Annotated in this window: 21 protein-coding genes and 1 riboswitch; of the genes, 5 read left to right on the top strand and 16 right to left on the bottom strand. The window is 50.2% G+C overall.

Going from position 1 to position 19133, the window contains the following annotated elements:
- The first annotated feature begins 179 nt into the window (after positions 1–179).
- Positions 180–542 carry a DUF2500 domain-containing protein gene (locus K6T23_RS02390; protein WP_238283512.1) on the top strand — a complete coding sequence of 121 codons (363 nt, stop codon included), beginning with the start codon at positions 180–182 and terminating at the stop codon, positions 540–542.
- 50 nt (positions 543–592) lie between these two features.
- On the opposite strand, the gene K6T23_RS02385 is transcribed toward K6T23_RS02390, so the two are convergent.
- The 8 genes from K6T23_RS02385 to K6T23_RS02350 form a co-directional block, all read right to left on the bottom strand.
- A complete protein-coding gene (locus tag K6T23_RS02385) occupies positions 593–1048 on the bottom strand; it encodes a threonine/serine exporter family protein (RefSeq protein ID WP_053428867.1) in 456 nt (151 codons plus the stop codon).
- A 20-nt stretch (positions 1049–1068) separates the two neighbouring features.
- Positions 1069–1830, bottom strand: a complete 762-nt coding sequence (locus K6T23_RS02380; RefSeq protein WP_053428868.1) for a threonine/serine exporter family protein — start codon at positions 1828–1830, stop codon at positions 1069–1071.
- Between the two features lie 53 nt (positions 1831–1883).
- On the bottom strand, positions 1884–2537 hold the full coding sequence (locus K6T23_RS02375; RefSeq protein WP_162244080.1) for a DedA family protein: 654 nt from the start codon (positions 2535–2537) through the stop codon (positions 1884–1886).
- A gap of 109 nt (positions 2538–2646) precedes the next feature.
- Positions 2647–3240, bottom strand: a complete 594-nt coding sequence (gene thiT / locus K6T23_RS02370) for an energy-coupled thiamine transporter ThiT (protein ID WP_238283511.1) — start codon at positions 3238–3240, stop codon at positions 2647–2649.
- A 61-nt stretch (positions 3241–3301) separates the two neighbouring features.
- Positions 3302–3406, bottom strand: a riboswitch (TPP riboswitch).
- A gap of 54 nt (positions 3407–3460) precedes the next feature.
- A complete protein-coding gene (locus K6T23_RS02365; protein WP_056532617.1) occupies positions 3461–3763 on the bottom strand; it encodes a hypothetical protein in 303 nt (100 codons plus the stop codon).
- 197 nt (positions 3764–3960) lie between these two features.
- The gene (locus tag K6T23_RS02360) at positions 3961–4776 is read right to left on the bottom strand and encodes a ZIP family metal transporter (RefSeq protein WP_053428872.1); all 816 of its coding nucleotides are present in this window, start codon (positions 4774–4776) and stop codon (positions 3961–3963) included.
- Positions 4777–4907: 131 nt separating this feature from the next.
- Complete coding sequence (locus tag K6T23_RS02355; protein WP_238283510.1) at positions 4908–6539, bottom strand: hypothetical protein; 1632 nt, start codon at positions 6537–6539, stop codon at positions 4908–4910.
- A gap of 2 nt (positions 6540–6541) precedes the next feature.
- The gene (locus K6T23_RS02350; RefSeq protein WP_053428874.1) at positions 6542–7327 is read right to left on the bottom strand and encodes an ABC transporter ATP-binding protein; all 786 of its coding nucleotides are present in this window, start codon (positions 7325–7327) and stop codon (positions 6542–6544) included.
- Between the two features lie 138 nt (positions 7328–7465).
- Here K6T23_RS02350 and K6T23_RS02345 point away from each other — a divergent pair, with 138 nt between their 5' ends.
- Entirely contained in the window at positions 7466–8308 is an 843-nt protein-coding gene (locus K6T23_RS02345; protein WP_238283509.1) for an STAS domain-containing protein, read from the top strand.
- A 305-nt stretch (positions 8309–8613) separates the two neighbouring features.
- Here the strand turns inward: K6T23_RS02345 and K6T23_RS02340 are convergent, their stop codons facing one another.
- Together K6T23_RS02340 and K6T23_RS02335 are read right to left on the bottom strand one after the other, a co-directional pair.
- Positions 8614–11352 carry a GTP-binding protein gene (locus K6T23_RS02340; protein WP_238283508.1) on the bottom strand — a complete coding sequence of 913 codons (2739 nt, stop codon included), beginning with the start codon at positions 11350–11352 and terminating at the stop codon, positions 8614–8616.
- 237 nt (positions 11353–11589) lie between these two features.
- A complete protein-coding gene (locus tag K6T23_RS02335) occupies positions 11590–12780 on the bottom strand; it encodes an MFS transporter (RefSeq protein WP_238283507.1) in 1191 nt (396 codons plus the stop codon).
- A 310-nt stretch (positions 12781–13090) separates the two neighbouring features.
- Here K6T23_RS02335 and pxpB point away from each other — a divergent pair, with 310 nt between their 5' ends.
- Both pxpB and K6T23_RS02325 read left to right on the top strand, forming a co-directional pair.
- Entirely contained in the window at positions 13091–13792 is a 702-nt protein-coding gene (pxpB, locus tag K6T23_RS02330) for a 5-oxoprolinase subunit PxpB (protein WP_238283506.1), read from the top strand.
- Positions 13789–14769, top strand: coding sequence for a 5-oxoprolinase subunit C family protein (locus tag K6T23_RS02325; protein WP_056532597.1), 981 nt, complete (start codon positions 13789–13791; stop codon positions 14767–14769). The genes pxpB and K6T23_RS02325 overlap by 4 nt, the downstream gene beginning before the upstream one ends.
- A gap of 40 nt (positions 14770–14809) precedes the next feature.
- Here the strand turns inward: K6T23_RS02325 and K6T23_RS02320 are convergent, their stop codons facing one another.
- From K6T23_RS02320 to K6T23_RS02300, 5 genes are all read right to left on the bottom strand, one after another.
- The gene (locus K6T23_RS02320) at positions 14810–15007 is read right to left on the bottom strand and encodes a YwbE family protein (RefSeq protein ID WP_048007545.1); all 198 of its coding nucleotides are present in this window, start codon (positions 15005–15007) and stop codon (positions 14810–14812) included.
- Between the two features lie 26 nt (positions 15008–15033).
- On the bottom strand, positions 15034–15264 hold the full coding sequence (locus tag K6T23_RS02315; protein ID WP_053428880.1) for an excisionase family DNA-binding protein: 231 nt from the start codon (positions 15262–15264) through the stop codon (positions 15034–15036).
- Positions 15248–16645, bottom strand: a complete 1398-nt coding sequence (gene rlmD / locus K6T23_RS02310) for a 23S rRNA (uracil(1939)-C(5))-methyltransferase RlmD (RefSeq protein WP_238283505.1) — start codon at positions 16643–16645, stop codon at positions 15248–15250. The genes K6T23_RS02315 and rlmD overlap by 17 nt, the downstream gene beginning before the upstream one ends.
- Positions 16646–16725: 80 nt before the next feature.
- The gene (locus K6T23_RS02305; RefSeq protein WP_238283504.1) at positions 16726–17064 is read right to left on the bottom strand and encodes a hypothetical protein; all 339 of its coding nucleotides are present in this window, start codon (positions 17062–17064) and stop codon (positions 16726–16728) included.
- Positions 17064–17369, bottom strand: a complete 306-nt coding sequence (locus K6T23_RS02300; protein ID WP_053428883.1) for an antibiotic biosynthesis monooxygenase family protein — start codon at positions 17367–17369, stop codon at positions 17064–17066. The genes K6T23_RS02305 and K6T23_RS02300 overlap by 1 nt, the downstream gene beginning before the upstream one ends.
- A gap of 248 nt (positions 17370–17617) precedes the next feature.
- Here K6T23_RS02300 and K6T23_RS02295 point away from each other — a divergent pair, with 248 nt between their 5' ends.
- Complete coding sequence (locus tag K6T23_RS02295) at positions 17618–17965, top strand: hypothetical protein (RefSeq protein WP_079514620.1); 348 nt, start codon at positions 17618–17620, stop codon at positions 17963–17965.
- Between the two features lie 86 nt (positions 17966–18051).
- Here K6T23_RS02295 and K6T23_RS02290 read toward each other — a convergent pair whose 3' ends face one another.
- Positions 18052–18966, bottom strand: coding sequence for a diacylglycerol kinase (locus K6T23_RS02290; RefSeq protein ID WP_048007539.1), 915 nt, complete (start codon positions 18964–18966; stop codon positions 18052–18054).
- Positions 18967–19133: the final 167 nt, after the last annotated feature.

The raw sequence follows: 19133 nt of genomic DNA, 5'->3' as shown, positions 1-19133 counted from the left end.
TACCGAAATATCGTTCCTTTCATCATAGCGTGTTTTTTGATTGTACGGAAGCCGAAAGATTTGCCCAATGTCCTTTTTCTCTCCACCTGCGCCCCAATGCCTCAGTGACCCAGAATGAAACTTTCTTGACGTTGTTTTCGTATACTATTTTATCGTGCAACTGATAAGGGGGAGAAGCTATGGGCGAGACAGGCGATATCATGTTCGACGTCGTGCCGGTCCTAGTAGGGATAGGTTTCGTCGTTATATTAGGTGTTATCTTGATTCAGGTTTTCAAAGGTGTGGGCGAATGGAGTAGGAACAATCAGTCTCCGCGCCTGTCATCCAGGGCCGAAGTCGTGTCGAAGCGGACAGAGGTTCACGGCGGCGGCGGAGATTCGCGGGCACACACCAGCTATTACATGACATTTCAAGTGGAAAGCGGCGATCGGATGGAGATGCACGTCAAGGGCCCAGAATACGGCATGCTTGCAGAAGGTGACGAAGGACTCCTTACCTTCCAGGGCACTCGCTATCTCGGTTTCGAAAGGAAAAGCGAATAAGTAGGAAAAGAGGGTGCCGCGACCGGCACCCTCTTCTTCTCTATAATGTTTCATCTCATCCTGCGCGCAGAGGAACTGAGCTTTGCGTTTCGGATCACCTGATTGATGACCTCGGAGAAGACGAGACCGATTGCAATCGACCCTGAGATCATGAATGCTTTAGCTGCGAGGTTCATGGCCATATTGTAATCATTCTGGACAAAGTTCCTCATGGCATCATAAGCGATGCCCCCCGGAACAAGGGGGATGATCCCGGCAACACTGAAGATGATCACCGGGGTTTTGTACATCTTGGCAAATATCTGCGATACCACCGCCACGACGAACGAAGCCGCAAGCGTGGCAATGACGGTATCGATTTCAAAGGTGAACAGGACGATATAGATCATCCATCCGAGCATCCCGACGATGCCGCATTTGAACAGCGATTGCTTCGGAGCATTGAAGATGATTCCGAAAGCGGCAGCCGAAATGAAGCTCGTCACCATATGTTCAACAACAAACATCACTCTTCATTCCCCTTCCGTTACAACAATGTGAAGACAACCGCAACCCCGCCACCGATGGCGAACGCCGTCAGAAACGCTTCTGCCCCTTTGCTCAGGCCGGATACAAGATGACCTGCCATCAAATCCCTGACGGCGTTGGTGATCAACAGCCCCGGTACCAAGGGCATGACGGAGCCGATGACGATTTTATCCAGCTGATGCCCGATACCTGACTGGACGAATCCAAAGGCAAGCATGCCGATGATCAGACTAGCCAAGAACTCGGAGAAGAACTTGATCGGTACGACCCGTTGGAAATAGATCAGGCAGATGTAACCGACACCGCCCGTAATGGCTGCCGGGATAAAGTCATTCCAGGATCCAAGGAACATGATCAGGAAACAGCCGCTCGCAATGGTGGCTGCCAGGAGCTGAAGCTTGAACGGATAGGAAAGATCCGATTCATCCAGCTTCTCAAGCGCATGAAAGGCCTCTTCCACAGACAGATGCCCTTTGCTGATCTGCCTGGAGAGGCTATTGACGAGCGTCACTTTCTCAAGGTCCGTGGAGCGCTCGTTGATCCTGATCAATTTCGTCTTGGTCGGTTCTTCTGTTTCAATTGAAAAGATGATACCCGTGGGCGTCACATAACTGTGGGATTCCTTGATCCCGTAGGAGGCTGCGATCCGCATCATGGTATCTTCCACCCTGTACGTTTCAGCGCCGCTTTGCAGCATGATTTTCCCTGCAAGGAGGCATACCTCCATGATATCGTATCTTCGCATCATTTTTGCTTCCATAGAATCTCTCCACACGATTGATTTAAGAATAGGTTTAGTTTAAAGGAAAGGAATTATGTTCGCAATGAGGACTCATCATCGTTCTTTATCGAAGAGGGTCCGCCGTCTGTGACGGAACTTTTTTTCCTGAGGGGCTTCCACTTCCATTTATAGAGGACATATACGACCGTGGCAGCGATGATAGCGCCGACCACGAGGTTTTGATAATGATCGATTGTACGCATGACGGTTTCAGGATCTCCTCCGTAAAATTTCCCGAAACTGAGAAGGAGGAAGGTGGAGGGCGTGATCCCTAGCATGGTGAGGAAGGAATAGAGTTTCACATCCATCTTGGACATCCCTGCAACAAATGGGACGACATTCCCCAGATGCAGAGGACTCGCGATCGCCACGCTCCAAATGCCATACTTCGTGAACTGATCCTGTGCAGACCGAAGCTTTTGCCTGCGTTCAGGGCTGAGGCGTGCCTCCACCCTTTCACCGAGCTTATAACTAAGGAAGTAAGGGATATAGCTCCCTAAGACGTAGAGGGCACTTCCTGCAAAAGAGACGAAAAAGAGCTCAAGCCACGATAGTTCCAACAAGAACCCGACGGTCACGATGAATAACGTACCTACAAATGGGAAGGCACTCCCTTCGATGAAGAGGGAGAGGAGAATCCCCCACACCCCCCAATCCTGGGCAGCCTCCAGCATATATTCCGTCATGATCACCCCTCCTTCCATAGTCCTATTCCTGTTCATTTACCCCTGCTCTCCCCAAGCGAAACCCCCGCCAGCACAATAGAAAAAGACCGGCCTCGGCCGATCTTCACACTCACGCAGCTTTACGATTGACGGAACGTCCATCCTCGACTTTGACAAGTCGGGGTGCTGTAGCCACCAGCGCGCATAAAACAATGGCGCAAAGTATCGCCGAACCGAGCATCGAAGCTCCGTTGGCAGCAAATGAAAACAGAATCGGCGACAGGTTATCCGGCGCCAAATATCCGAAGAAGAACACACCCGCAATGAAATGCCAGAAATAACGGGCCACGCTTCCGACCAAAATAGCGAGAAGCATCCAACTCAGCAGCCCCTTCTTCCTCCCATCGCGCACAGCGCTCTGGATCCGGCTGCTGAATAGTCCAGCCCCACCGATAAAGGCGAAAGCCACGAAATACTCAAGGAAGACCTGTACCGGATGAACGACCCAGGCTTCCCCGAGGGCGACCTGTAACAATCCCCAGATGAACCCGGCCAGGGTGGCAGCCTTGAAGCCCCTTCTGAATGCCAACAGGAAGATCGGCACCATGGCCACATTGAAAGAAATCGACGGTGTGAGCTTGATGGATGGAATCAGATCGACCACGACGGCCAGGGCCGCCATGATCGCCACTTCGATCAAGACGATGAGCTTCATATTCTTCATAAAAAAAATCCCCCTTTTCTATGAACGAAACCATTAGGGAGAATGTATGTACAACAAGGCAGAAAACTACCTTCCACATCCCTACGCTAGTGCTAACTAACAGGTTCAAAGGGTCAGAACGGATCAACCGTTCACTCTCAGCAAAAAGGCTCCCCTTGTGGTTACGTTTATGAAATTGATTACCTGTCCATTATAACGGAAGAGCGGGAAAAGGGCAAAATCATTCTGGTGCAGGCTCCAACGGATCATGGCGGATGAAGATCGGCATGGCTTTCGGAGTGACCATGAAGCCATACCGCTTCCCCTCCCCGTCTTTATACGCTACGGAGTAGTCGCCGAGCTGCGGGGAATATTCGACTGAATCATAGGATAATTTCAAATGCTCATACTTAAAGTTGATATACACGTTGGTCGCGATGCGCGCCGTGACGTGCTGTACTCCAGGAATCTGGTTTGCTGTCACGAAAAGGATTGCAACCAAAAGAATGCTCAGTGTCTTCTTCGACTCGGCGATCAGCTTCATTCCATCCCCTCCAACCAGTTCTTTCATACTAAATGAATCCCTTTATAGTATAGTATAAAAGAATCTGAATGATATGACAAAAAGATTCACCGATAATAGGTCTTTTGACTCTTTTTTCAGATAGTCCGACACCATTCGTGGTAAAGCGACCATGACAAGCATGTAAAAAGCACCCTGAAATTTCAGGGTACTCTCTCTCAACCCAATGATACGTCCAGGATCATCATGACCACGAACCCTGCCATCAGACCCAGGGTGGCGAGATCTGTGCTTCCTGAAGATTGGGATTCCGGTATCAACTCCTCGACAACGACGAATATCATGGCCCCTGCCGCGAATGCCAAGGCATACGGAAGGAGCGGCTGGATCATCAGCACGGCTGCCGCTCCGATGACTGCCGCAATGGGCTCTACGATGGCAGACATCTGACCGTAGTTGAAAGCCCGCCTTCGGGACATCCCTTCTCCTCTGAGAGGAATGGATAATGCTGCCCCTTCCGGCATATTCTGAATCCCGATTCCGATGGCAAGACCGATGGCCCCGATCAGGGTCGCATCGCCAAGGCCGAGTGCCGCAGCCCCGAATGCCACCCCGATGGCAAGGCCTTCCGGAATATTATGAAGCGTGATGGCAAGGAATAAGAGCGTGGATTTCTTGAACTTCGTCGGTGGTCCCTCCGCCTTTTCCGATGCATTCCCGAGATGCAGATGGGGGACGACAAAATCCAGGAGTCGGATGAAAAGTCCTCCAAGAAGGAAACCGACTGCCGGTGCAAGCCACGGAATCTGCCCGTTCTGCTCGCTGAACTCGATGGAAGGAGCAAGAAGGGACCAGAAGGACGCTGCAATCATGACCCCCGCAGCAAAGCCAAGCATCATATTCAATGTATGTTTCTCAATCTTTCTGAAAAAGAAGACCGCAGAGGCCCCCAATGCTGTAAGTCCCCAAGTCACCGTTCCTCCGAAAAGCGCCTGTAGAGCAGGATTAAGTCCGCCTAACCAATCAAGGAACATGAAGCTCTCCCCTTTCGTCCTCTATCATCATTCCCTTTTCGACGTTACCCATTCTTCCCTATGTATATGCCTATAGCTGCAAATGGTGTTATACGAATGAATTTCCGCGCATGGCAAAAAGCCGGAAACGCCTAAAGACGTTCCGGCTCATTTCGACCGTTGATCAGCCATTTCCAACAAACAAGATTGACCGCAGTGACAATCACCGCATACCCATAGATCCCAAAAGGTATCTTGAGTACCAGGTAATGCAGACCCGCCAGTGCTCCCCCCACGAAGAAGAAGGGGATGATTTTAAGGGTTTCGCTCTGGGCCATCCCCTCGAAACTTTCTGAAAAAGGAAGAACCCGATTCATCCACAGGCTGCATAGGACCGTCGTGATACACACAACCATGAAGATGACGAAAAGATCCGGTATGATTACAGGCCCATAGAGGAAGATGCATGCAAGGGTCAGAATCATGTATACCGGAAGAAACAGCTTCACAAGGAATGCTTTCAATGTCCCTCTGTAGACCGAGTCCACCCGTGTCACAGGAGCTACCCTGTAGATCCAGGACCCTTTATGCCTTCCGGAATAATTCAGCATCATCACGACGGACGGGGCAACGATGAGACTGGCATAGACAGCCAGATATGATTTACTTCCAGGAAGATCCGAGATGGAAAGGTCTGGCCTTGTGAAAATAAAGAGAAACGGGAGGATCAGGGCGAAGCCCAATGAAGGATAGACTTTGAGCTTGAAATCCCTCTCCGTCCTCATCATTTTTTGGGCAAATCGGTAAAACGCACGTTCCTCCTGATTCCGGCAAAGCAACTTAAGGAAACGATCACTTTTCACCCTCCTCTTCCTTCCTCCAGCTTGGGCCGAGAGCTTATGAAGATTGCGCTCGAACTGGGGAAGTGCCTTGATGTAGATGACCAGTGCGGCCAGGGGAACCAGCACGAAGAGAATGGTCATGATCAGTACCACTGCGGAATGATTCCCGTTGAGGACGTATTCAAACGGTGCACCGAACCAAAGGGGCGGAATCAGCACCGTCCACCACTCCGGTGAAAAAGAAACATTCACATCCACGAGATCAAATGCCCTTGCCGCCAGCTGATAGGCTATCGCAATCCCGACAGAGAGACCGATCTGGACATAATTGATCATATCCTTCAGCTTCTCACCATCAAAAAACTTCAGAACATAATAATACATCAGAGCCGTCATGGCCAGGATGAGAAGATCGAGAAGCACGATACCAACCAGGAACAAAAGGAAAAAGATAAACCCATTCAAGAAGAACGAAGCCGCAAGCGGAATGACCGTCAGTGCTCCGGTCAGGAAGAACAGGTAAAAGAATACATGTAAAGCCTTCGCCATCGAGATATCCTTCCGCTGGACCGGTTTGGTGAAAAGGATCGTGGAATCGCGCACATCGAGGATCACGACCGAAAAATCAGAGATCATCGATGTGCTTGTCATGAAGAAGATGACGGAGAATATCAGCGTCATTTGAAACAGATACATATCCCCAAAGAACAGGATCGGAAGCAGGATCAATCCATATAAGGCATACACCCAGAGGGATTTGATGAACCGATTCCCGTCCTTTTCATTTTTCACCTTTCCCTGCTGGAAGATGGTGGGCACCCTCCTGCCGTCCATGGTCCACTTCATCTGGAGGATCTTATGGATGACAGGATAATCAAAGCCGAATATTGCGAACAAACCCTTGAATGCATCAAGGACCTTCAGGGTCGGAAATGTCCTCATCACTACACTCCCCTTACGACCGAAACGATCTCAGACGCCGTTTCCTTATGCTCGGTGAAGCCAGTCAGCTGATTGAATATTTCCTCGAGGGAACCTTCGAGATTCTGATTCTTCAACTCTTCAAAACTTCCATTCGCTGCGACCGTCCCTTGATGAAGCAGGATGATGCGACTGCTGATCTTCTCGACAACATCCATGATGTGGGAGGAATAAAAAATCGTCTTGCCCTCCGCAGCAAGCTGCGCCAGCAGTTCTTTGAAGATCATCACGGAATTGGCGTCGAGACCATTGATCGGCTCATCCAGGAACAGGATATCCGGATCATGAAGGAGACTCGCAATAATGAGGGTCTTCTGTTTCATGCCCTTTGAGTAGGATGCAATCCTGGAATGATACACCTCGGACAACCCGAAGAGGCTCATCAGCTTTTCCGCTTTTTCATCCGCTTCGACCGGGGCCATCCCATACAGCTCTCCACTGAAGGTCAAGTATTCCTGTGCCGTGAGATTATCGTACAGGTCTGCAAGTTCAGGCACATACCCTATCCTTTTTTTGTATTCAACCGACGCAGAGGTGATTTCTTCTCCGAACAGCCTCACTGAGCCGGCATCATATTCTTCAAGTCCGAGGATGATTTTAACTGTTGTACTCTTACCGGCCCCATTCGGACCAATGTAGCCGATGATCTGTCCGGGGAACACATCAAGGTCTACACCTTTTAATACTTCTTTTCCATTGTAGGCTTTCTTCAGTTGATGCAATGAGAGGATTGGTTGATTCGTTTCCATGCTATACTCCTTTACTTAAACAGTATCTTCCAATGGTAACATATATCCATCTCCATTTCTTTTCCTCCTGCACCATTCATTGACAAAGACTAACATTCGATAGACAATGAGTAGAGAAGATTTGCGAAGGAGAGCCTTATGACGACACATTCACTAGCACTATATGAGTATCTGAACGAAAATGCCTATCACTTCACTGAGGAATGGGCCGCCCGCCAACGCGTGAAGTACGGCTCCCATTATTCCGCCGAGGCACCCCAGGATGTACAGGAGCGGGTTAAAGAGCAGAATGCGACTTACGCCAGGCTCTTGGCCAAATGCCTGATCCGCCCAGAAGAAGAGATGAAGGAAGCGATTGATGAGTGGACGAAGAAAACGGCTGCCGATCGCAGCCGCTCTACCACCACCCTTGATGAAGTGGTAAGGAATTCAGCCGTCTTCAGGAGAGTCTATTGGAACTTCGTCAAAAAATTCGTCAACGAGTCCGGTCTTGAAATCGGTGTTGCTGAAGTCTTCCATTGGGAAGAACAACTGAACAGCTCACTAGACTACGTACTTGAACGCTTCACTTCCCATTATTTGACCTATATCATGGACAGGCTTCAAGCCCAGTCTGATCTCATCAATGAATTGAGCTCGCCCGTCATCTCCTTGACAGATGAAATCGGCCTCCTTCCCCTCATTGGCGATATCGATACAGCCAGGGCAAGGAGCATACTGGAAGGAACGCTTCAGCAGAGCTCACAATCTCAGCTCTCCACCCTGATCATCGATCTTTCCGGTGTCCTTCTCATCGACACGATGGTCGCACAGCAACTGTTCCATCTGGTGGATGCCCTCAACCTTCTCGGCGTGAAATCGATCATGACCGGGATCCGCCCCGAAGTGGCCCAGACAGCGATCCATCTTGGACTGGACTTCTCGGAAGTGCGCACGGAGAATTCACTGAAACGGATCATGACGTCCATCTTTGCCACATAAAAAAGAGGGTAGGACAAAAGTGATCATACAATGACGAACAATAGCAGTGTAGGTTTTTAATACCGCTCATGATTTCCGTGCAAGACTTCGCTTTCCGCGGGTAGCCCGTGAGCCTCCTCGGCAAGCCTGCGGGGTCTCACATCAGCTACTCTTCCCGCAGGAGTCTACGTCTTGCACTCCAATCAACCGCTGGAGACAGTGAAATGTCATGTTCTTACATAACTTAAAAACCCGAATTCATTTGCCTTATCGCCGGCAAATAAATTCGGGTTTTACTATGACTAAAACACGTTCGTCACACTTTTTTATCGAGAATACTTTTGAGAAGGCTGATAGCTTGCCTTCATCATATATTCATATTGCAGAAGTTTCACTTCGAATAATGTGATCGGGTCGAAATATCTTTCGGGATCCGCCTTTATTTCACTCAGAAGTTCCTTGTCCTCCATGATTTCCCCTTCTGTCCCTTTGATGGTCAAAGAGAGCTGGTGGAAAGGTTGTGCATAGAAGGAGCGGATATCCTGTTCCAACGATTTCTCGAATAGATCGAACTGTAGGAAGAATTTCGTCACTACGGATTCTGTAATATCCCCGTAGTCCTCATTCTCCAGGTATCGTTTGTACTGATTATATAGCAGCGTCTTGTTCTGAGGCAGCACGCCCAAGAGCTTCCCGGCACTCTTCAACAGGAACTGGGCAGGCTTGAAGCGGAGGAGGATATTCTCCTTATCGATCTGTGCCCTCGTCCCCATGCGGCTTACATCCCGTCTCCAGTCGTCGAGCACCTGATCATCACATTGAAGGACGACGCGCTCTTCCCCGAACAGACCATTGAAGGTCGAACTCATTTCGTAGAGATACTCCTGGCTTTCCTGCAGTTCATGCTTCGAAGCTGCCAGCCATTCCTGAAGGGAATCGAGGTATCTCGGCATGAGGTCGTTCTGGAGATATTCCTGTATCCTTGTATTCATCGCTTCATTGAGCTCGGTATGGATATTCTTATAGTCACTTTCCTCGTTGATCAGCTCGGAGCATTTATGCAGGATATTCGGGATTTCCGTCCTGATTTCCTTTTTGACCGCTTCTTTGCGCTCGTGGAAGGAATCTTTGATCAGGGCGATCTTCTCTCCCTGCATATCACCGAGATGATTGTGGAATCCACTCAGTCGTGACAGGATGTCTTCATTTTTCGCAATACTTTCTTTCAAGGCGATTTCTTTATTCTTACGGATCGAATACAGATCCTTCAAGGTTTTACGCACGAGGTAGAAGAGCTTCGTCCCTCTCTCTGCTTTGATATACGCAGGACTCATATCATAATGGCGGGTCATGAATGCTTCTACACCTGTACGCTGGATGGAAACGGCCTCAAGGGACGAATACGGCAGCACTTCCGCTTCTGGGAACCACTCCTTCGCCTTCCGTTCCACGGATTCGATCACATCATCCGGATGTACTCCCACCTTATCCATTTTATTCAACAGGAAGTTGATCTTGACGGGCTGATCGATTTCCTGCAGCCTGCGCAGCACTTGACGATCCTCTGCATTGAACGGCGCCTCGGCATTCAGTACATACAGCAGACCGTCTGCCACAGGATAGAACGAAGCAAGATCATCCTGATGCCTTTGTCCGGCCTGGACATCAATAAGGACGGCACTGTTTTTCTTCAGGAAGTCTGAAGGGATCTTGTACTCAACAAACGCTTCCCTGTGCATCACCTCTTCAAAATCAGCGATGCTCTCCACGCGGCGAACGCCTTCTCCATGGATTTCACTTACTTCGACAGGCTGATCATGATAGGTGTAGACCACCGTCGAGCCTTCTGATTCCCCGATACTCTCACCGAGGACAGACTGCACGAAGGAAGACTTCCCGCTTGAAACACTTCCTGCGACGACGATATGGTTCCTGCTATAATCCATCAGCTGCTCGGAGATCCATTTTGTCTTATAGCCTACAGGTACACGATTCGATTCGGACCAAGCCATGATCCGGTTAAGGAAGAGGAGGACATCCTCGAAGCGGGCATCTTCTGCCGACTCGATGAGCAGCGCCTCGGCTTCTTCCGCAACCCCAGGCTCAAGGGAATATGAGAACACATCGTTCCATGCAAGCACGGCAGAAGCCGCAAGCAAGGACGATCCCGCACGGCTCACTTTGAGCCAGTTTGTCACAAGACCGGGCATGAAGGGCTGCAGATCATGGATCAGATGACCGCTCTCCATGAAGCCGTTGAAGGATTCCTTATAAAGGGAAAGGATATCATCCCACGATTCATGGTTCTCGATCTGCACGTATTCAAAAATGGTATTGATCGTCTGCATCCACTCGATATGCAGTGCAGGTTCCACCTTGTAGCTGTTCCAGAACGCTGCGACAAGTCCCCGGAACTGCCTTGAATCGCTCTCATAGGAAGCGATGAGGAGGTCGTGGAAGTACGCAGGGGCAAACGATGTGGTATACCCTTTGACCGCGTATTCCTCTAGAACGGAAAACCATTTGCCGTCCTTCGTGCGGAGCGCTTCCCTCACTGCAAGCTCGATGGCATTATTCCAATCCTGCTGGCCCTCGTAGAATGCACGGGCGATCGAGGAGACATTTGGATAGTCCGGATCGATGCCGAGTGCCTTCTCGATGACACGGTATGCTTCCTGAATCTTCTCCCGTTCAATATAAAGGGAGAATAATTGCAGGGATACCTCCATCGTCAGTACGACTCCTTCGGTTTGGATGGCCGTATATACATCTTCGGCGGAAGAAAGCATCCCGAGCTCATAATAAGCATCGGCAATATTCTTCTTTGCCCAAGGCTCACGCTCGTTCTGTACGTTTTCCCACTTAAAGATGGCCGCTTCATAATCCTTGCAGTGGAAGTAGACTTCCCCTTGTGCAAAACGGATATCGGTCAGGTCATAAGGCTCATTCTTCTGTTCTTCGACGAAGGCAGCACCCAGGACCTCGATGGGATGAAGATTCCTTCCGATGTCCCCTGTGAATGTTTCATGGAATGTTTTTTCCATTAGCAGTTTTTCTTCTGTCATAATATCCTCCGTTAAATGCGGAACCAACATCCGCAGACTGATCTATTTCTATCATTCTAACAGAATTTCACCGTGATAAAATGTCATTTCCTTTTCATTTTGCGAATGGTCCTTTGTACCATGGTCGCATAGACCTTCATTCATTACAGAACAAAGGACTATCCACTTCCAATGGCGGCATCGCCGCATCGAAAAGGGATAGTCCTATCATCATACCACTGTCGCGCTACCCGTAAACTACGAGGCCGCCTGATGCACCAATTTCTTCTTCCTCCCGTGGAAAATCGCGATAAAAAAGGCAGCCAACAGGAAAATGCTTGAGATCTGGAACAAGATCCCGATCTCGATATACTGTGCCAATACACCGAATACCAGCCCACTCAGCCCGATTCCAAGATCGATGGATGAGAAGAACATTCCATTTGCGACACCTCGCCTGTGCTCCGGCGTCAACGAAAGGGTCCAGGATTGAAGCGTCGGAATCAAGGAGCCGAAACCGATTCCGAATAAAACGCCTGCAATGGAGATCATGACATCCGAATGGGCATAGGAGAGCACCCACATTCCGATGAACGTCACGGCGATGCAGAACAGAACAAGCCCCTTCGGCCCCCTCTGATCAAACCATTTCCCCGCAATCGGCCTAGAGAGCGACGCCAGGATGGCATTGAAGAGGTAGAACAGGAAGATATGATCGATGCCCCGTTCGTCTCCGAATATCACGATGAATGTTACGATCGTGCCGTAGCCGAAGGTGATGACAATCGTAATGAAGGCCGGGAACCAGCTCGACTTCTCAATAAGGGAATCCCGGTATGAAAAGGTCAAGTTCTCTTTTTTCGTCTCCTTGACGACCTTCGGGGTCTGATAGCGCACAATCGCAAGCAGGAGAACCGCAATGAGCCCCAGTATGCCGGAGGTGATGATCAGATTCGTGAAGGTCGTAACCTGGTAAAGATAGATTCCAAGACTCGGGGCGATGATCATGCCTATCGTGATCGACAGTCCGTAATAGCCCATCCCCTCACCAAGCCTTGATTTCGGGACCACATCCACGGCCGCCGTGCCGTTGACCGTCGTCGACCATCCCCACACCAGACCGTGAACGAACCTGAACAACAGGAAGATCAGGACGACACTCGACAGGGGATAGATGATTGTGATGGCAAGGAGCATGGCCGCTCCCCCCAAGACAAGGGGCTTCCTTTCTTTATACTCAAGCATGAAACCGATGAACGGCCGGCTGAGAACCGCACCTAGGGAAAATAATGTTGTGACCAGTCCGATTTCAAAACCCGAGGCCCCGATTGATTTGATATAGGGCGGAAGCGTCGGGATGAGCATCTGGAATGACATGAATACAAACAGGTTCCCTACCATCAGCATCACAAAAGATCGTGTCCATAGGGGATCTTTCGCAGTGATCATAGAAACCCTCCTCTCTTCTAACAACCTTGATTCTGATTTCGTTACGCCGGGCGGCTGGCCTTTGCCGTAAAAGAAACTACTGCATATCCCCTTACCCAAATAGGTAAAGATTGCCGTCCCTTGCGATACGAGTATTTCGAATTACTAAATAATAACACAAAGTCGCATGAAGATGGCGCTTTTATAAGGAAAGTTCGGATTATTCACATTTCTAAGGAACCCGCGGGCGTTCTTCGTTGAAATGAATGGCCAATCTACTATAATGAGAGTCAGATAAGTTTAAACTTTCAAACAGAAAGGAGGATGACATGTGGATTATTCCTTACGTCCCTTGGGAGATCATGCCCTCGTCATCGAGGCCGGTCCCTCAATCGATCACGCTACCCATGTGAAGGTCAGGAGCATCTGCTCTGCTATCGAACGGGCAGATCTCTCCTGGATTACTGATATCGTACCCGCCTTCACCACGGTCACACTCCACTACGACCCTACGAATCTGGACGATCCGGGCCGGCTCCCTTACGAAACAGCAATGAATAGAATACATATGATCCTTTCTTCCACACCTCTTGAAACCGATAAGGAGCCGAGGACAATCGAGATACCGGTATGCTATGGGGGCGACTTCGGGCCTGATTTGGAGTCTGTGGCAGAGTGGAATGCCCTGACTCCCGAAAAGGTGATAGAGTTGCACTCCGCCTCTCCTTACCTGATTCATATGATTGGTTTTTCCCCCGGGTTTCCATATCTCGGCGGCATGCCTGAAGAAATCGCGACTCCGCGAAGAAAGGAACCGCGCCTCAAGGTTCCGCGTGGCTCCGTCGGCATCGCCGGAAGCCAGACAGGCATCTATCCCCTGGAAAGCCCCGGCGGCTGGCAGCTGATCGGGCGGACGCCCGTCGCTCTGTTCGACACTGAGGCTTGTCCGCCCGGCTTGTTACAGGCAGGCGACCGCCTTCGATTCAAACCCATAACCGCTGCAGAATACAAAGAAATGGAGGCCAACCGATGATTGAAGTCTTAAAACCCGGATTACTGACGACCATACAGGATATAGGGAGAGAAGGGTTTCAGCAATTTGGCGTTTCAGTAAGCGGCAGCATTGATCCCTTGGCCCATAAAGTGGCAAATTTATTGGCGGGTAACGACATCGATTCAGCGTTGATCGAAATCACCCTTACAGGACCTCACCTGCGTTTCCACGGGCAGACCCTCCTCTCCATTTGCGGTGCCGATCTCTCCCCGACCATCAACGGGGTCCAACAGCCGCTCTGGAAGCCGCTTAAAATAGAGGAGGGAGACATCCTAGGGTTCGGCATCCTGAAAGAAGGCTGCCGTGCCTATCTGGCCGTTGCAGGAGGGATTGAAGTACCCGAGGTGATGGGCAGCAAGAGTACCTACCTACGGGCAGGGATCGGGGGCTATAGGGGCAGGGCCTTGCAGAAAGGGGACAGACTGACCGTCGGGACTCCATCAAGTCTTTCCATAAAAATGGGGAACGCGCTCACCAGGAACCCAACGACGGATTGGTCTATCCCCCATCAGCTCATCGACCACTCTCGTTCGCGGACGATCCGCATCATGCCGGGAAATGAACATGGCCAATTCCAAGAGGAAAGCCGGGAGGCACTTTTCAATCAATCCTACACAGTGTCTCCCCGGTCGGACCGGATGGGCTGCCGCTTATCGGGACCCGCCATTCAGACCGAAACTCACCGGGATATGATTTCTGAAGCCGTCACAACCGGGACCATCCAAGTACCTCCTGACGGCCAGCCGATCGTCCTCCTTGCCGATCGGCAGACCACGGGGGGATACCCAAGGATCGCCGAGGTCGCTTCCATCGATTTGCCGCGGGTCGCCCAGGCGAAGCCCGGCGATGAATTAAGATTTGCCCCCATCACCCACGAGGAAGCCCAGAGGCTGTATCTCCAGCGTGAAAGGCAGCTAAGAGAACTCAGACAGGGAATTTCCCTGAAATACGTGTGAAGACAGCAAAAGCGCCCTTCAAAACGAAGGACGCTTTTGTTTATTCCGTTATGATCTGTTTCACGCGGCCCACTTGTCCGTCTTGCAGGCGGACCTTGATGCCGTGCGGATGCTGAGGCGAGTTGGTCAAGATATCTTTGACGATCCCCCTGGTCAACGCACCGGAGCGCTGATCTTTCTTCAAGACGATATCCACTTCGATACCCGGTTTGATATTCACACGCTGTTGTCCGTTCATGTTCACTGCTCCTATCTTAGGACCTGTCAGTCCTCGTCTTTCACATCAGGGTCTTCCGGTATCGGCTCATTCCAATACTCGGCAAGCTGACGCTTCATCTTCTCCATCTGTTCAAGATGGTGGGTGAATTGCTCTTTATTGATCAAGTACCGCTCTCCATCATGTACAGCCCGTACCTTCCGTTCAAGGATGAGGCTTTCGATATAGGCGACTGGGAGGGAAAGATACTCTGCTGTTTCTTCAATCGTCAGATACATGGGGGTCCCCTTCCCATTCAATACGTGCGACGGCTTCGCAGTGCATCGTTTGCGGGAACATATCCACAGGCTGCACCTCTTTCGTCCGGTAGCCACCTGCTTCAAGGATCTTCAGATCCCTTGCCAGGGTGGCGGGGTTGCAGGACACGTAGACCACCTTCTTCGGCTTCATGGAAAGAATGGTGTTCAAGAGTGCTTCATCGCAGCCTTTACGTGGAGGGTCCACGACAAGGACATCGGCTTTGATGCCCTTCTCATACCAGGCTGGAATGACGACTTCGGCGGGTCCTGCCTCGAATTCTACATTGTCCATACCGTTCAACGCCGCATTCTTCCGGGCGTCCTCGATGGCCTGAGGGACGATTTCCACTCCATATACTTTCTTTGCCTTCTGCGCGAGGAATAGTGAAATGGTGCCGATTCCGCAGTAGGCATCAATGACCGTTTCTTCTCCCTGAAGGTCGGCATATGCCAAGGCCTGATCGTAAAGGACCTTCGTCTGCTCAGGATTCACCTGATAGAACGACCGTGCCGATATGGCGAACTTCACATCCCCGATGCTGTCGTGAATGACTTCTTCCCCCCACAGTACCCGGGTATCATCTCCCATGATCACATTCGTCCTTTTGCCATTCACATTATGGACGATGGACTTCAGGCCGCTGATTGACTGGGTTAGCCCCTTGATCAGCTCCTCTTTATTGGGAAGGGCTTTGGTCCGCGTGACAATGACCACCATGACTTCACCCGTGGTGAATGCCGTCCTCGTCATGATGTGGCGGAGGACACCCTTATGAGACTGTTCATTATAAGGCTGGATACCGAGGTCTGCGCATAGATCCTTCACCTTCTGGATCACTTCATCATTCTTCTCGTACTGGATGATACAGTGATCCATATCGATGATTTCATGGCTTCGCTTTTGGTAGAATCCGGCCACCAGTCTGCCGTCTTGAAGCCCAACGGGTACCTGAGCCTTGTTCCGGTAGCGCCACGGCTCTTCCATCCCGAGGACGGGGTGGACAGGGAGATCACGGAGTTTCCCGATCCTCTCGAGCACATCGCGGACGTTCTTTTCTTTTGCCTGAAGCTGCCCTTCATACGTCATATTCTGGATTTGACATCCTCCACATTCCGAGTAGATCGGACACGGGGGCTCCTGCCTGAAGGGACTGTCACTGTGTCTCTCAACCAGTCGCCCGAAGCCGAAGCCTTTACCGACCTTCACGACCTTGACACGACCGGTTTCGCCGGGTAGGGCGTCCGGAACGAAAATGGGGAACCCCTCCACTTTGGTTACGCCATTGCCGTCATGGGTCAAATCCTCGAAATGTGCTTCTTCGATATATTCATTTTTAGTAATGGGTGCTATTCTTTTCATGTCGATCTTCCTTTTCAGATTTCATTCCATGATTGTACCATAAACACGTCCCCGGGACGAAATCAGGAAGGGGTTTCAGCCTATTCCCCCTGACGGATGGACCGGATGGCTGCCTGCAGATAGGAAGGGAAGCGGCTGTCGCCCTCCCCTTCTTCGATCGCTTCCTGGATACAGACGAAATTATCGATCAGATGGTCTGGTTTCATGCCTCTGCTCACCAGGACGCTGTTCAACCAAATGGCATAGTCGACGAAGATTCTCTCTTCTTCCACATCCGCAGCAGACTGGAGATAGTTGAAATGGTGCACATTGTCTTCCCGGCACTTTCTCCGTCCTTCTTCACCGAAGCGATCCTGTAGGTCCGGATAACGCTTATATAGCTTTTCCACGACGGTATCTATCAAGAGCTGGTCCCCCATCAGTACGCCACCACCTTGAATTTATCAATGGATGGAACGATGGCTGCAAGCCCCTGATCCGGATATTTCTTCTCTAACTCATGGATCCTCTTGAAATCTTCCCCCTGGACCCACGTCATGAAATGTTTCTTTGTATCCCACTCCATATGTACTGTAATTTCCCCAGACTTCTTCTCATTTTGTAAAAGAAGGAAGCGCTGAAATCCTTCCGCCTGATCCACCAGTCCGGAACGCTTTTGGTAGATGGAGATGACTTCATCGGCTTTTTCCGGCGGAACATTGAATGTTGAATGAACGATATACATGGCCCTCACCCTTTCATGGCTCATAGGTCGTGCTTGTTTCATCCACTGTACCACACGAGGTATTAGTCAGGAAACAATTCCTATTGACCAGAAGCCGGATTTACGAGAATATGAGGGCGATGAACCCCCTTTCCCCCGGGCTTTTCAGTGGAAAGTCTGTCAATTCCTGACTCGTTTACCTTTGTCGATCATGGGGAAAGGTGGTAGGTAGAAACCAGCATCGTGCCGGAACAAAGTAGGTAGATACTATGAATGAAGAATTTCTTGTGAATATGATTTTGGTCATGAACGTTTTGATCGGGGTGTTCCTCACCCTGAAGACCCGCAGCTGGTGGCTCCCATACATACTGATAGGTCTGACATTCCTCGTCCTGACCTTCGGATTCGGTGTTTCACTCCTATTGAAATCGGAAACCATACTCGCCTTCCTTTTCGTTTTCGTTGTCAGCCAGCTTATTTGGGTCTTCTTCTACGTCATGGCCGCCCACATCCTTTCGTGGGTCGTCCGGAAGGTCCCTTTTCGCCACAAGCAGCAGATCGGATGGATCTTTCTGATCGGCTTCCCGGTCGTCTTTTATCTGGCCGTCCTCAAGTAGAAGCAACGCGGATCGCGAACAAAAAAACCGGATTCCATGCATTTCAATTGAAATCGCAATGGTCATCCGGTTTTATTATTTCTTCATCACAGTGCCTTGTCTTCCGGGCGGATCTTATCCAATGGGACAAACACCTGGAGATGACGGTAAAGATTCTCGAATTCGGCAGGAAGCACTCCACCGAGCTCGCCGTCTACGTTCAGCTGTACCTTTTCCTTTGCCTTGATCTTGATACGATTGGCCTGCGTATAAATCACATGCGGATCCTTGACATGATCCCCTCGGAGGGCCATGGAAGCAATCCGGATGAATTCTGCCAGATTGGTCTTTTTCAGGATCAACAAAGAGAATAATCCATCATTGATGGACGCATCAGGGGCAAGCTTTTCGAACCCGCCGACTGAATTCGTCAGACCGATCAAAAACAGCATCGCTTCGCCTTCGAATAGCTTCCCGTCATACTCGATCGATACATCGGTCGGCTTGATGGAAGGGAGCATTTCGATGCCTTTCAAGTAATAGGCAAGCTGTCCGATCATCGTCTTCAGCTTGCTCGGCACTTCATATGTAAGCTCCGTGATCCTTCCGCCGCCTGCGATATTAATGAAGTAGCGATCATTCATACGACCGATATCGACCGGTATGGACTCGCCCTTCGTGATGATATCGATGGCAGAGCTAATATCCCTCGGGATATGGAGGGCCCTGGCAAAATCATTTGTCGTTCCCATAGGGACGATCCCAAGCTTAGGCCGGTAGTCCTGTTCGGCAAGTCCGTTCACGACTTCATTGAGCGTACCGTCCCCGCCTGCTGCCACCACGATATCATAACGTCGCTCAACGGCGATCTGGGCGGCCTTGGTCGCATCCCCTTCACAGATCGTTGCATGGACAGAGGTTTCATAACCTGCCTGTTCCAGCTTGATCAGCACTTCGGCAAGATGCTTCTTGAAAAGCTCCCTCCCGGAAGTAGGATTATATATAATTCTTGCTCGTTTCATCCATCATCATCCTAATCTTATTTGAATTCCATTAGTCTGTCCGTTCCCACTAGTACCATCATACACATATACGTCCGAAATATTCATTTGGGCATCTGACCCGACGCACAATATCATACCTCTTTTCAAAAGAAAAATCTAATGAATTGTCAATGTGTGGAGGATTG

The organism is Rossellomorea marisflavi (genome assembly GCF_022170785.1).
Lineage (GTDB): Bacteria > Bacillota > Bacilli > Bacillales > Bacillaceae_B > Rossellomorea > Rossellomorea marisflavi_B.
The sequence above is the reverse complement of the archived record's forward strand: the minus strand, read 5'-3'. Positions and strand labels throughout refer to the sequence as shown.